Source organism: Aquimarina sp. I32.4 (assembly GCF_002924285.1).
Classification (GTDB): domain Bacteria; phylum Bacteroidota; class Bacteroidia; order Flavobacteriales; family Flavobacteriaceae; genus Aquimarina.
Genome location: NZ_PGUB01000057.1, coordinates 1 through 13,113 on the forward strand (window position 1 = coordinate 1; position 13,113 = coordinate 13,113).

General features: G+C 30.3%; 14 protein-coding genes and 1 pseudogene. 6 read left to right on the forward strand and 9 right to left on the reverse strand.

Annotated elements, in window-relative coordinates:
* Window positions 1-588, forward strand: a 588-nt coding sequence (locus CVD18_RS13400) for a UPF0236 family transposase-like protein (RefSeq protein WP_199185062.1), incomplete at its 5' end; no start/stop codon positions are given.
* A 166-nt stretch (window positions 589-754) separates the two neighbouring features.
* A complete protein-coding gene (locus tag CVD18_RS13405) occupies window positions 755-2,272 on the forward strand; it encodes a DEAD/DEAH box helicase (RefSeq protein WP_103865952.1) in 1,518 nt (505 codons plus the stop codon).
* Between the two features lie 19 nt (window positions 2,273-2,291).
* On the opposite strand, the gene CVD18_RS13410 is transcribed toward CVD18_RS13405, so the two are convergent.
* The 3 genes from CVD18_RS13410 to CVD18_RS13420 all read right to left on the reverse strand — a co-directional run bounded on the left by CVD18_RS13410 (window position 2,292) and on the right by CVD18_RS13420 (window position 4,076).
* Window positions 2,292-3,077 (reverse strand): PhzF family phenazine biosynthesis protein, encoded by a 786-nt coding sequence (locus CVD18_RS13410; protein ID WP_103865953.1) that lies wholly within the window; start codon window positions 3,075-3,077, stop codon window positions 2,292-2,294.
* A gap of 11 nt (window positions 3,078-3,088) precedes the next feature.
* Entirely contained in the window at window positions 3,089-3,688 is a 600-nt protein-coding gene (locus CVD18_RS13415; protein WP_103865954.1) for a short chain dehydrogenase, read from the reverse strand.
* A 76-nt stretch (window positions 3,689-3,764) separates the two neighbouring features.
* Window positions 3,765-4,076 carry a helix-turn-helix transcriptional regulator gene (locus tag CVD18_RS13420; RefSeq protein ID WP_103865955.1) on the reverse strand — a complete coding sequence of 104 codons (312 nt, stop codon included), beginning with the start codon at window positions 4,074-4,076 and terminating at the stop codon, window positions 3,765-3,767.
* Window positions 4,077-4,387: 311 nt separating this feature from the next.
* Between CVD18_RS13420 and CVD18_RS13425 the strand changes: the two genes are divergently transcribed.
* Window positions 4,388-5,602: a class I SAM-dependent rRNA methyltransferase gene (locus tag CVD18_RS13425; RefSeq protein ID WP_103865956.1), complete on the forward strand. Its 1,215-nt coding sequence runs from the start codon at window positions 4,388-4,390 to the stop codon at window positions 5,600-5,602.
* Between the two features lie 69 nt (window positions 5,603-5,671).
* On the opposite strand, the gene CVD18_RS13430 is transcribed toward CVD18_RS13425, so the two are convergent.
* Window positions 5,672-6,082, reverse strand: coding sequence for a DUF2541 family protein (locus CVD18_RS13430; RefSeq protein ID WP_103865957.1), 411 nt, complete (start codon window positions 6,080-6,082; stop codon window positions 5,672-5,674).
* 131 nt (window positions 6,083-6,213) lie between these two features.
* Window positions 6,214-7,050, reverse strand: a complete 837-nt coding sequence (locus tag CVD18_RS13435; protein ID WP_103865958.1) for an OmpA family protein — start codon at window positions 7,048-7,050, stop codon at window positions 6,214-6,216.
* A gap of 343 nt (window positions 7,051-7,393) precedes the next feature.
* Between CVD18_RS13435 and CVD18_RS13440 the strand changes: the two genes are divergently transcribed.
* On the forward strand, window positions 7,394-8,338 hold the full coding sequence (locus tag CVD18_RS13440; RefSeq protein WP_158250459.1) for a peptidoglycan DD-metalloendopeptidase family protein: 945 nt from the start codon (window positions 7,394-7,396) through the stop codon (window positions 8,336-8,338).
* Here CVD18_RS13440 and CVD18_RS13445 read toward each other — a convergent pair.
* On the reverse strand, window positions 8,335-9,591 hold the full coding sequence (locus CVD18_RS13445; protein WP_103865960.1) for a response regulator: 1,257 nt from the start codon (window positions 9,589-9,591) through the stop codon (window positions 8,335-8,337). The genes CVD18_RS13440 and CVD18_RS13445 overlap by 4 nt on opposite strands.
* A 225-nt stretch (window positions 9,592-9,816) precedes the next feature.
* Between CVD18_RS13445 and CVD18_RS13450 the strand changes: the two genes are divergently transcribed.
* Window positions 9,817-10,458 carry a hypothetical protein gene (locus tag CVD18_RS13450; RefSeq protein WP_146052786.1) on the forward strand — a complete coding sequence of 214 codons (642 nt, stop codon included), beginning with the start codon at window positions 9,817-9,819 and terminating at the stop codon, window positions 10,456-10,458.
* 101 nt (window positions 10,459-10,559) lie between these two features.
* Here CVD18_RS13450 and CVD18_RS13455 read toward each other — a convergent pair whose 3' ends face one another.
* From CVD18_RS13455 to CVD18_RS13465, 3 genes are all read right to left on the reverse strand, one after another.
* Complete coding sequence (locus CVD18_RS13455; protein WP_103865962.1) at window positions 10,560-10,988, reverse strand: hypothetical protein; 429 nt, start codon at window positions 10,986-10,988, stop codon at window positions 10,560-10,562.
* 117 nt (window positions 10,989-11,105) lie between these two features.
* Entirely contained in the window at window positions 11,106-11,426 is a 321-nt protein-coding gene (locus CVD18_RS13460; protein WP_103865963.1) for a helix-turn-helix transcriptional regulator, read from the reverse strand.
* Window positions 11,416-11,841, reverse strand: a complete 426-nt coding sequence (locus CVD18_RS13465; RefSeq protein WP_103865964.1) for an SRPBCC domain-containing protein — start codon at window positions 11,839-11,841, stop codon at window positions 11,416-11,418. The genes CVD18_RS13460 and CVD18_RS13465 overlap by 11 nt, the downstream gene beginning before the upstream one ends.
* Window positions 11,842-12,002: 161 nt before the next feature.
* Here CVD18_RS13465 and CVD18_RS13470 point away from each other — a divergent pair.
* Window positions 12,003-12,825, forward strand: a pseudogene (locus CVD18_RS13470) (sterol desaturase family protein).
* The last annotated feature ends 288 nt before the right edge of the window (window positions 12,826-13,113 follow it).

Below are 13,113 nucleotides of genomic sequence, written 5' to 3' on the forward strand. Positions count from 1 at the left end.
TTGACAGCCTCTACCTATGTTACCCATCTAGGGGATTATAAGGAATTCATTACAAAGATGGATTATCATTTGGAAAACCTGAACTCTCTTGTCTTTATAGCAGATGGCGCAAGGTGGATTTGGAAATGGATAGAACAACACTATCCTGAAAGTATACAGATTGTAGATTATTATCATTGTAAAGAACATCTATGCGAATTTGCTAAACTTTACTATAAAGATGAAAAACAAAGATATAAGTGGATTGATACATGCTCAGAAATGATGCTTACCAAGGGGATTGACCCCATTATTGTAACACTTGAAAAATTACCAGAACAGCGCAAAACAACTGGAAAAAGAAACACATTGATCAACTATTATCGTAAAAATAAAGACAGAATGCAGTATCATAAATATATTGAAAAAGGGTTGATAATAGGATCGGGAGCCATAGAATCTGCTCACAAAGATGTGCTGCAACAGCGATTGAAGTTATCTGGGCAGCGATGGACTATGGAAGGTTTTCAACAAATGGCGCAACTAAGAGTAGTATATAAAAGCAAACAAGAACACAGGATCAAACAATTATGCCAAAATGCAGCATAATGGGAAATTTGTCGTACACCCGAAAAAGTTTAAATCACTTCTATATATAAATTTCTATTGATATTGATAGGGTTTAAAATTATGTTTAAGTAAATATATTGCCTTAATTCTTTCGTATAACCTTTTAAAGTGTTTAATTTTGTAGCTTATTTTAACCGAGATATTCATGGGGTCACGATCTATAGGGACTGATAAAAAGCAACAAAAAGTACTATATGACTATCAGAAACGAGATATTGATAAGATATTTAGTAGGTTAGAAGAATTTTCTGAAAAAAAAAATTTATTATATCAACTTCCTACAGGAGGAGGGAAAACTGTAATTTTTTCTGAAATTGTAAGGAGATATATAGAAACTACACAGAAAAAAGTGATTGTTCTTACACACCGAATAGAGTTGTGTGGACAGACTTCTAAAATGTTATCAGAGTTTGGTGTAAAAAACAAGATTATAAATAGTGCTGTTAAAGAGCTTGACGATCAAAATGAATATGCCTGTTTTGTAGCTATGGTCGAAACTCTTAATAATAGACTTAATGAGGATCATCAAGAATTGTATGATATAGGAATGGTTATTATTGATGAGGCACATTATAATTCATTTAGAAAGCTATTTCGGTTTTTTAAGAATTGTTTTATACTTGGGGTAACGGCTACACCACTGAGTTCTAACATGAAGCTACCAATGAAGGATAATTACCATGAATTGATTGTTGGTGATACTATAAATTCACTGATTGGTAGTGGTTTTCTTGCAAAACCTGTTACATATACTTATGATGTGGGCTTAGGAGCATTGAAAATAGGTATGAATGGTGATTATACAGTAAAATCCTCAGAAGACTTATATACAAACATGTTAATGCAAGATAAGTTGTTACATGCTTACGAGGATAGGTCTAAAGGTAAAAAAACACTAATCTTTAATAATGGGATTAATACTTCTGTATATGTGTACGAAACCTTTAAAAAGGCGGGATATCCAATTCGTCATTTAGATAATACAAACAGTAAACAAGAGCGAGAAGATATTTTATTGTGGTTCAAACAGACTAGTGATGCAATATTAACTTCTGTAAGTATTTTGACTACTGGATTTGATGAGCCTACTGTAGAGAGTATTATTCTTAATAGAGCTACAAAATCTCTTACGTTATATTTTCAGATGATTGGTAGGGGGTCACGTATTCTTCCTTCAAAACAAGAATTTGCTATTCTTGATTTGGGTAATAATACGGCAAGATTTGGATTGTGGAATTCAGAGGTAGATTGGCAATCTATATTTAAATCTCCTGATTTTTATTATGATAATTTGGTGGGAGATGAAGAGATAGAAAGAAACTTCAAGTATGTACTTCCTGAAGAATTAAGAAAAGAGTTTTCAAAATCTGAAGATATTGATTTTGATATTGAAGAAGAATATGCGAGGACAAAAAAATATGGATTGAGAAGTCTTACAGTTCTTGATAATTCTATAACTCAACATGCAAAGATGTGTGTGCAAAATAGTGAAGATGTTTTTGATGCTCGAATTTTGAGTAAACTGTTGGATCAAGACATAGAATATCGTGTACGCCGGTATTCATATTGTATTAGTAAAAGCACAAAAAACTATAGAGATTGGCTAGAAGAGGATTATAAGCGAAAATTAAGATCTAAGATCAATCAATTGTTTATGGACTAATCTTAGATCCTAAAAAGTATTAGATATCTATTTCTCCAATTAAATACGGAACAGAATAACCACTAAGAAACACACGATCACCTTTTATAGCACACTGTATTTCTCCTCTTCTTGTAGATAATTGTTGGGCCAGAAGTTTTGTTTTGTTAAGTTTTTCTGCCCAAAAAGGCACTAGAGAGGCATGTGCAGATCCAGTCACAGGATCTTCTGGCAGAATAGTAGCATTGGCATCAAACACACGAGAAACAAAATCAACATCTTGCCCTTTTGCGGTAATTATAATGCATAAATAAGGAAGCTCTTTTAATAAATTTAGATCAAGAGTAGCGTTTAATATTTCTTTTTCTGATGAAAGTGTTATGATTAAATCGCGTGCGGCATAAGTTGATAAAGGTTTTACATTAAGAGCTTTATGTACCTGTGAAGGTATTTCTATAGCAACAGGGGGTCTAGAAGGGAAATCTAAGGTTATGGCTCCGTTATCTTCTTTTTTAGCTTTTAGAAGGCCGCTTTTTGAAGAGAATGTAATTTCTGTAATAGATGGATCTATATAGTTAAAAATTACATAAGCAGATGCAAGAGTGGCATGACCGCATAAATCAATCTCATCATGAGGCATAAACCATCTAATCTCATAGATTTCATCTTTTTTTACAAAGTAAGCTGTTTCAGCCAAATTATTTTCTATTGCGATATTTTGTAATGTTTGGTCATCTAACCAATGTGGTAAATGACATACAGCTGCGGGATTGCCACCAAATAACTTTTGAGTAAAAGCGTCGATTTGATAAATTGGAATTTTCATGAATTTTGGTTTTAGTATTTTTTATAAATAGTACCTGTGCTTTTATTTATAAGTAGTTGTTTGTAACATGCTACTACGTCCTGGATAGTTACAGGAAAATGACCTGCGAACTTTTGATTATTAGGGAAATCTCCTGCAATAGCTCCTGGAGCGACGGCATTAAGACGAATTCCACGTTTCAATTCATTTGATACGGTGTTTATAAAGCTGTGTATTGCACCATAGATAAATGATAATGCCGTGGTGTTGGGTTCATAGTGTTCTGCTAGAATACCTGTTGTCAATGTTATAGAGGCACTGTCATTAAGATACTCTTGAGCAATGTGTACTAGATTAATTTGCCCCATTAATTTACTACGAATTCCTGTATAATAATCTTGTTCTGACAGTTCAGAAAAAGGTTTCCAAACAGCTGTGCCTGCTGCATTAATTACAGCATCTAATTTTGGTAAATTTTTAAAAAGTTTCTCTATAGAGCTCTTGTTCGTAATATCTATAGGATAAGATACACTATTTCTATGAGCGCCAAATACCTCACTATACTGTTCTTTTAGAGTGTTGTATACTGCTGATCCAATCATTCCTGTTGCGCTTATAATTAATATTTTCATAAACTTATAATTGAATTTTTTACTTTAATTTATATTATTATATATTTAATTTTATAAATATGTAATTTCAAATTTTTTATAATTTTTTTTGCATTGCAGTTAGAAATTCTTTGATAATCCCTTCGTTTCTTTTAAAATATGTCCATTTACCATGTCTCGTTGTAGTGAGTAAACCAGCTTTTTGCATACCTGTGAGATAATGTGATATGGTAGGCTGTGATAATCCAGATTTATTTTTTATAAAAAGACCACATACGCCATCATCAAAATGCCCTAAATCCTTATGGGGAGGAAAATGTACTTCAGGGTCTTTTAACCATTTAAGAATATCTAAACGAGTAGAGTTGGATAAAGCCTTATTTATTTCAAGTATTCTTTGAGTATTCATTCTACAAATGTATATATTTAATTTTATAAATATGTTAAGGATTAGATGTAAATTATTTTTTTTGAGAAAATAATATCTAATTATGTTTTTTTATTTTGTTGTGTAACAAAATTCATACATGGGCGTCTAGTAAGTATAAGTAAATTAGTTTTAACGGTACATGTAGGGCGCTTATCTTGATACTTCTTGAGATAAGTGCTTTTTATTTGTGCAATATAGAGTTCTCTTTATTTTTTATGAGTTTGTTTTTTTTAATTAATAATAACATGGATTACCATATGTGAGGAAAATAATTATTATTCTTGCAGAAGATGAAGATTGTTCCAGATATAAAGACAAAAAGAATTGCTATTAAGCTAAGGCCATCTGCAGAGAAGATGATAAAAAGGAAGCACCCTTGGATTTTTGAAGATAGTATTATCAAGCAAAATGTAGAAGGAGAAGCTGGAGATTTAGTAATTGTATATGATACCAAAAAGAATGGGTTTTTAGCTTGTGGGCTGTATGATCCATATTCTCCTATACGAATTAAATTAATTCAATTTGGAAAAACTGCACAGATCAATACAGAATGGTTTGAAGACACTATTTCTAATGCATATGACCAGAGAAAACCTTTGTTAGAAACAGACACTAATAGTTATCGATTGTTATTTGGAGAAAATGACTATATGCCTGGTTTTATTGCTGATGTATATGATAAGGTTTTGGTTATCAAATTGTATTCGCATATATGGTTTCCATACCTTAATTGGATTATCCAATCCTTGATTGATATTACAAATTGTGATTGTATTGTTATTAGGTTGAGTAGGTTGTTGCAATCACAAGGAGAAGTATTTGGTTTTAAGGATGGTCAAGTGATTTATGGTACTCTTGAAAATGAGGTGGTCATTTTTAAAGAACATAGTGTTTTGTTTTCTGCCAATGTAATTAAGGGGCATAAAACCGGATATTTTTTAGACCATCGTCATAATAGAAAAAGAGTAGGGGAGCTGGCTGGTGATAAAACTGTTCTTGATGTTTTTTCATACGCAGGAGGTTTTTCTGTTCATGCATTAACAGGAGGAGCAAAAAGAGTAGTGAGTCTTGATATTAGCAAGCAAGCTTTGGATATGGCAAAAGGTAATGTCGATTTAAATAATCATAAGGGATCACATGAAATAATGGCAATTGATGCTTTTATAGGATTACAAACGTTATTAGAAACTGATCAAAAGTTTGATATTATTGTAATAGACCCACCATCATTTGCAAAAAGAGAAAGCGAAATTCATAAAGCTAAAATTAGTTATGCTAGATTAGCTGAATTAGGAGCAAAATTAGTGTCATCAAACGGAATATTGGTTTTAGCTTCTTGTTCTTCACGAGTCTTGGCGGATGAATTTTTTGAAATCTCTGAAGAAAATATACTTACATCTGGAAGAAGTTTTACGATACTCGAAAAAACGAATCATGATATAGATCATCCTATTTCTTTTCCTGAGGGAGCTTACTTGAAATGTGGCTATTATCTGTTGGATTAAACCCTATATAAAATTAATAATAAGGTTGATTACTAGATGCTAAAAAATGTATTCAACCTTATTCTGATTTCAATGTTTACCAAAAACATGAATTTTCGCCTTTTTTATTGATGACTTTTTAGTATCATAAATAAAAGTGATATTTCTAATAATACGTTTGTTTCCTTTTAAATCAATAATTCTTGTTTCACTTTTTCTTGAAAAATTATGTTTTAATTGGATGATATCTTTTTTTCCATTCCCGTATTGAACTACCATTTTATGCATTGTAAGAGATCCACCTGTAATTTTAATTTTTAATTTCCTAAAGCTTCCTTCTTTGGCAGTTAGTTTTATTACGTCTTTATCTAACTTATAATTAACAGTTCTTGATCCCAAATGTTTCCAATCAATTCTGGTAGTTGTGAAGCTACTACTTATAAGTAGAATAGTTAAGATGGATAAGAAGAAAGAAAATCGTGGTAATGTAAGACTTTTCATAGTATCTATAATTTTGATTTATAAATAAGATAGCAGAACTACAAAAAGGTTTAAAATGAAGCAATAGAAAAGCGGGATAAATATAAAACTTATCCCGCTTTTTATATGTTTAAAAATATGTTTTTCTTATACTAGTTAGAAGACAACATAGCAAAAAACTTATCCATATTTGGTAATAAGACAATTCTTGTACGTCTGTTAATCGCCATATTTTCTTTAGAATCATTTTCTACCAATGGCTTATAACTACTTCTACCAGATGCAATTAATTTTGCAGGGTCAACACTATAAGAAGATTGTAATTTTCTAATAATAGATGTTGCTCTTTTTACACTTAAGTCCCAGTTGTCTTGTACGACAGCATTGCTAATTGTTCTAGAGTCAGTATGACCTTCTACCATAACTTCTAAGCTTGGCTCAGAATTGATAACTTCTGCTAATTTCTTTAGTATGTTATCTGCTTTACTGCTAACTCTATAACTACCACTATTGAATAACATTTTATCAGAGATAGAAATCATTACTACAGTGTTGTCTATATCTATTGAGATATCTTCATCATTTTTTAAATCATCAGATAAAGAATTTTTTAAATTATAAGATACAGCAAGATTCATTGAATCTTTTAAAGAAGTAGCATTTTGTAATTTTTGCTGATCAACTTTAGCCAATGTAGCTTTCATTTTTTCTTTAGTATTGTTAGATATTGCGGCTACACCACCATCTACCAGTACCATTTTTTCGTTATTTTCATCTTTCAAAGAGTTGATTTTTGCATTATAGTCAGCTACTCTAGATTCAATCTTCGCAAATTTATCTTCTAGTTCATCTTTCTCTACTGCAGTTTTTTGTAGCGTACTACGTGTTTCCTGTAATTCTTGTTCTAAAGCAACATACTTCTTTTTTGATACACAAGATGTCATAATCAATGCTCCTGACATTACAATTAACGTGGATAGTCTTTTCATGGTTATTTAATTAATAATTAGTTTTTATCTAACTGTGACTTGAGAGATTTATTGTTTTAATAATTATTAATATTTTCATATCAATTTCTTAAAAAGTGTTAATATTGCATCTGGAAAATAAAGGCTGAAAAACTATATAGAAATGGTGTTTTTTTATAAGCAAATAACTGTTTGATATTCAAAAAAATAAAAGTTTTGTTAGGCTGTTGATTGTATGAATTACTAATGTAATCTATGTTTTTTTTGTAACAACATGTTATTTTAGCAGTTTTATATAAAGTAGAATTGATACAGCCCTAAATTGTTTTGAATTGATAAAATGTATAATAATTAGATGTTTTTAATGAAAAAAAGGTTTGTATCCTGTTGTTTGTTATTTATATCCTTTTTTGTGATCTCTGGTCAAGAAACGGTAACACAAGAAGAGAATAAAGTAATTGATTATAAAAAGATGGTATTAGAAGGTAAAATAATATGTTTGCCTATCTACCCAAGAAAAACTAAAGAGTTTCCTGTAGAAGATATTTTATCTGACCATATGGAAACATATAATACTAAATGGGATACCTTGAATTTTAACCCATATTGGGATGAACATCTTAGTTTTCCTTTTCAATTAGAATTTGATGAAAAAGATTTCTCACCACCAGTTTCTGGTAAAATGGTAATTACTTCTCGTTTTGGATGGAGAAGAGGGCGTGCTCATAAAGGTATAGATATTGATCTTCAAGTAGGAGATACTGTGAAAACAATATTAGATGGTAAAATACGATATGTAGGATATCATGGTGGGTATGGTAATACTATAGTGGTACGACATCATAATGGATTAGAAACGGTCTATGCACATCTTTCTAAAACAATAGTAAAAGAAAATGACAATGTAAAAAAAGGTCAAATGATTGGTGAAGGAGGGGTTACTGGAAATGCTAGAGGTAGTCATTTGCATCTAGAAGTACGGTACCATGGCAAAGGAATCAATCCAGAATATTTATTTGAATTTACAGAAGATAGAAAAATACGATCAGATACGCTTATGGTGACCAAAAGGTGGGTTACCCCAAGATACCATCGGTCTACGCGTATGAGTAAAATAGTGGTTTATAAAACAAAGGATGATATTGCAAAGGCAGAAGAAGAGAAAAAGAAGATTTATACTGTGAAAAAGGGAGATACACTTTCTCGTATAGCAAATAAATATGGATTAGCAATTTCTGAAATATGTAAAACAAATTCTTTACGACATAATTCTATTTTGAGAATTGGACAACAAATAATTATATATTAACTTTCTTTTACAGAAGAACTATTTATGTATTTATGAATCATTTCTAATAAATGATTTTTGTTATAAGGTTTTAAAATATAGTCATTGAGCCCAGCTCTTACAATTTGTCTGTTTAATTGAGTAACATCTACAGCAGTAAGTGCAATGATAGGAGTTGATGTATTGAATTTCCTTATTCTTTTGGTGGTTCCAATCCCATTCAGTCTTGGCATATTGATATCCATAAGTATAATATCATATTCATTTTCTTTGGCAAGATCTATTGCATCAAAACCATTATCAATAGTGGTACAGTCAAATTGTTCTTTAGATAATATTTTGTCGGCTACAAGAAGATTTAGTTTGTTATCATCTACAATTAAAACCTTGTAATTGGTAGATTGTAGAGAATCATCAAAAATAACCTTCTTAATCCCATTACTTGTTGGTTGTTGTTGAAATTCAAAGTCCATAATCAAGATATATTCAGAACCCGAATGAGCATTATTTTTTATTACAATTTCACCACCTATAGCCTTAGCAAGGCGATTGATGATTTTTGAATTAATTCCAGTACCAAGAAAAGATTCTTTGGTGTTTTCTGTATTAATAAATTCTTGATAAATGGATTTTTCATCTTCTTTAGAGATATTATAACCATTATGATTAATTTTGAAATGAATAGTGGCTGTATTTTCAACTTTCTTATTTAAACCAACCAAAAAATTTACATCTCCGTTTTTTGTATAACGTAGTGAATTACTTATTAAGTTCATAAGGATTTGCGAAATAATAGCAGCATCTCCATAAACCATATAATCTATTTTAGAGTCAAATTCAAAATGAAGTATGTTATCACTATTTTCGGTAGCATAACCAAATGAATTAATTAGATTTTGAGTAACCTCTTTTAAATTAAACAAGGTGTTCTGAACGGTCATTTCTTTCGAGTCCAAAAAATTTACATGAAGTACATTATTTATCAATGTAAAAAGATAATCTCCAGAAAACTTTAGAGATTTGAGATTTTTACCATTTTTGATTTCAGGATATTCTTCTTCTATGAGATTAGTTAATCCCATAATACCATATAAAGGAGTTCTTAACTCTTGGCTAAGAGTAGAGATAAAATCTTGCTGTAAACGAAATTGTTCGTTAGCTTTTTGCTGTAGTTCGATGTTTTTTTTACCAAGCTTTTTACTGTTCCTTTTGTAGATAAACCACAAAAAAAGAAGCCCAACAAGAAGTGTTCCTTCTATTAAATAATGAATCATATCATTTTTAATAACAAAGTAAGAAATATCCCACTCATCATACAAGTTTGTTAGTGTGTTTTTTTTTGATTACTAGAATAACTCAACAATTATGTGTAATTATTAAGAATTAATAGGGTCTTTATAGGTAAATGCGATTGATCAATAAAAAAGATATAATGTAATTTATGATCCTTAGGCTTTAATAATTACCTTTGTATATCGATGGTGGAATATGAATATGTTATGAAAACTTACTTATTTTTACTTTTATTTTTATGTTGTGGTATAGTAATGTATGCACAGATAGAGAATACATTACCTGCTTTGGGTGGTAATATTAATAATACGGTACCATCTGGATTATCTGGTGGGATATTAACCTCAGAACCAGAATCTTCTCCTTTATTACACGATTCTTCAAAAAAGTTAGGAGAATATGATCGAAATGAACCTAATTTTAATATGAAGGGTAATACTGGCTTTTTTGAACCTGAAATAGAAAAAACTCCTAAATGGTTTACAAAAGATAAAGAGATTAAAGAAGCATATAAAAGTGATCAATATTTTGGAGATTTTAAAAGCAAAGGAGAATTCGTTAGATTATTATATAGGGATCATGAATATGTAGATGGTGATGTAGTTAGAATTTATCTTAATGATACGATGATTGTTTCAAAAGTATTTTTAGGTGGTGATTTTAAAGGGATAGGTATTGATTTGATAAAAGGGTTTAATAAAATAGATATAGAAGCATTAAACCAAGGAGAGTCCGGTCCTAATACTGCAGAGTTTCAACTTTATGATGACCGAGGTAGTCTTATAACTAGTAATGAATGGAATCTTACCACTGGGGTCAAAGCTACATTGATTGTAGTTAAAGAGTAATATTCTTGCTCATAAAATGAGATTTTAATATTCCGAAGCTTGTTTCAAACAAATACTTCATGGGTTTGCCTCGATGTAGTTTGTTTAAAAAAATCTAACTATTAAGAAATCCAAAGATTGGATTGTGATTTTTTTGCAAACCAAACTAGAAAAAAAGCAACCACAATAACAATACATGGCATTATAACTCTACTTCCTGATAGTGCTATATAATCTTGTATAAAGAAATTGTATACTGCTTGCCCTAAAACACCTACTAGTGATGTTATAAAAAGAAAAGAAGCCCATTTTTTTCTTACTAATAAAGCAATACATCCTAAAGTACCTGCGAATACAGCTATTGCAAAAGCAGCAGTGACCCAAATAGGAGTGTTTTTATAAAAATTTTGTTCATTTTCTGGTAAACGAGTCAATGCTTCATCAGTTATAAAAGCCTGACCAACATAAGCCATTACTCCCATAATATTCCATAATAATGCTATGATACCTATAACCCAAAACCACACAGGGAGTTTGTTTGTGTTTTTCATAAGATGCTGATATTAAGTTTCTTTGTGAGAAGCAATGTACTTAGAAACTGAGTGAAATACAAATTTAGATGATTCTCTATGACAGTTATAAGTGAAAAATACTTTCAATTAAAAAGATTAACTTTTATCTAAATACATATTTAAATTATCTAAAGTATCATTCCAAAATTCTTCATAGGTTTTTAACCATTGATTTACTTCTTTCAAAGGGTGTGTGTCAGCATAGCAATACCGTTCTCTTCCATTAGTGTTTATATGAATTAACCCAGCGTTTTCTAAAGTTTTTAAATGTTTGGTAATACCTTGTCTGCTGATTTCAAACTGATCAGATATTTGAGTTATTGGTAAAGCAGTTGCAGATATTACCAAAGCATGAAATATTTCGCGTCTAGTAGGATCTGCAATAGCTTTTAATATTGTGGTAATGTTATTGTGCATGAATAGTTTGTTTTAGGTAATCAAACAGACCAGAGATACAATGATCCCATCCGTTGGTAAAACTACTAAACATTTCGATAGCAGTCTCTCCTTTGTAGTTTGATATTCCTGAATGTTCAAGATATAATTTGGTACCACCTTCAATTTCTTCCAAAATCCACTTTACTGTGGTTTCTACAGGAGCCTCTTTTACAATCCAGGAATAAACCAATGTATAGGGATCTGCTTTTTTTACTTCTCCTTCGATAGGAGAGCATTCTTTTTTTGTAGAAATAAAAGTGTACTGATACCCTTTTTCTGCCTTGAAATCGGCTTGCAAAAACCAAGTTGAAATTTCTGAAGCATTGGTGATTGCATTCCAAACTTTTTCTATGGGATGATTGAATATTCTTTCCTTTGTGATTAAGTCTTTCATAATGTTTATTTTAAAATTAATACGCAACTTTATGGTTGCTAAATTACTAGTATTTTTTAAATAAGCAACTTTTTAGTTGCCTATTTGTTGTTTTGTTGTAATTTAACCTAAAATTTAAAGAAACAATTGTGTAATTATCAAAAATAGAATACTTTACGTAAATGCAAACTATTCTTGATTATTTTGAAACGATACCTTCTTCGTACCGTAGTTTTATTCTAGTAGGAGGGATTTCCTTTTTTTGGCTTATAGAGTATAGTGCACCATTATTTAGGTTTAGGTACAAGAAATTTAAACATGCATGGCCTAATTTATTTTTTACATTAACTACTATAATTATCAATTTCTTGTTGGCATTTATCTTGCTTAAAACAAGTAATTGGGCAGTAGATCATAAGTTTGGAGTGCTACAATGGTTGGTGTTACCAACTTGGGCTACAGTATTATTAGGTGTAGCATTACTTGATTTGGTTAGCACATTATATTCAACATATGATAAGACCATTATGGATGTTTCATTTGGTGCATCATACTGATAACCATGTTGATACTACTACAGCCAATTGGCATCATCCAGGAGAAAGTGTTATTCGTTTTTTGTTTACTACACTAGCGGTTTTTATTGCTGGAGTACCAATTGGGGTAATTATGTTGTACCAATCTCTATCAGTACTATTGTCACAATTTAATCATGCAAATATTTCTTTACCTAAAAAAGTAGATACAGCCCTTAGCTGGGTTATTGTTTCGCCAAATATGCATAAGGTACATTACCATTATAAATTACCTTATACAGATACTAATTATGGGAATATTTTTTCTATTTGGGACAGGGTTTTTATAATATATTCCAAAATATCTAACAATCATTTAGTGTATGGTATTGATAGTTATACCGATATTAATTCAACTACAAATATTAGGAAATTACTTAAACTACCATTTTCTAAATATTGTTCATCTACTAAAGTTGATTTTGAGTAAAAGATAAAAATAAACTACTTCGGGCTAACCCTATGAAGTATTTGTTTGAAACAAACCTTTAATTTCGAAGTATTAAAATCTCACTTAGTGAGTAAATCCACATATTCATACGGAACATGACAAGTATTTGTGCTAGAAGAATAAGATCGAATATTTGTAGATTAAATACCCCTTTTTATTATCGGATAAGATTCATCTTTTACTGCTTATTTATTTTTAATATTTGTTTCTGGATGAATTTATTATCTTTAGGTACAATAGATTATACAAATTATCTTAATATTTTTT

What these genes read in the sequence shown, in the direction of transcription:
- CVD18_RS13415 (WP_103865954.1), bottom strand. Translation starts at nt 3,688, where the DNA reads ATGAAAATATTAATTATAAGCGCAACAGGAATGATTGGATCAGCAGTA.
- CVD18_RS13440 (WP_158250459.1), top strand. Translation starts at nt 7,394, where the DNA reads ATGAAAAAAAGGTTTGTATCCTGTTGTTTGTTATTTATATCCTTTTTT.
- CVD18_RS13435 (WP_103865958.1), bottom strand. Translation starts at nt 7,050, where the DNA reads ATGAAAAGACTATCCACGTTAATTGTAATGTCAGGAGCATTGATTATG.
- CVD18_RS13425 (WP_103865956.1), top strand. Translation starts at nt 4,388, where the DNA reads ATGAAGATTGTTCCAGATATAAAGACAAAAAGAATTGCTATTAAGCTA.
- CVD18_RS13450 (WP_146052786.1), top strand. Translation starts at nt 9,817, where the DNA reads ATGAAAACTTACTTATTTTTACTTTTATTTTTATGTTGTGGTATAGTA.
- CVD18_RS13430 (WP_103865957.1), bottom strand. Translation starts at nt 6,082, where the DNA reads ATGAAAAGTCTTACATTACCACGATTTTCTTTCTTCTTATCCATCTTA.
- CVD18_RS13465 (WP_103865964.1), bottom strand. Translation starts at nt 11,841, where the DNA reads ATGAAAGACTTAATCACAAAGGAAAGAATATTCAATCATCCCATAGAA.
- CVD18_RS13420 (WP_103865955.1), bottom strand. Translation starts at nt 4,076, where the DNA reads ATGAATACTCAAAGAATACTTGAAATAAATAAGGCTTTATCCAACTCT.
- CVD18_RS13445 (WP_103865960.1), bottom strand. Translation starts at nt 9,591, where the DNA reads ATGATTCATTATTTAATAGAAGGAACACTTCTTGTTGGGCTTCTTTTT.
- CVD18_RS13455 (WP_103865962.1), bottom strand. Translation starts at nt 10,988, where the DNA reads ATGAAAAACACAAACAAACTCCCTGTGTGGTTTTGGGTTATAGGTATC.
- CVD18_RS13460 (WP_103865963.1), bottom strand. Translation starts at nt 11,426, where the DNA reads ATGCACAATAACATTACCACAATATTAAAAGCTATTGCAGATCCTACT.
- CVD18_RS13405 (WP_103865952.1), top strand. Translation starts at nt 755, where the DNA reads ATGGGGTCACGATCTATAGGGACTGATAAAAAGCAACAAAAAGTACTA.
- CVD18_RS13410 (WP_103865953.1), bottom strand. Translation starts at nt 3,077, where the DNA reads ATGAAAATTCCAATTTATCAAATCGACGCTTTTACTCAAAAGTTATTT.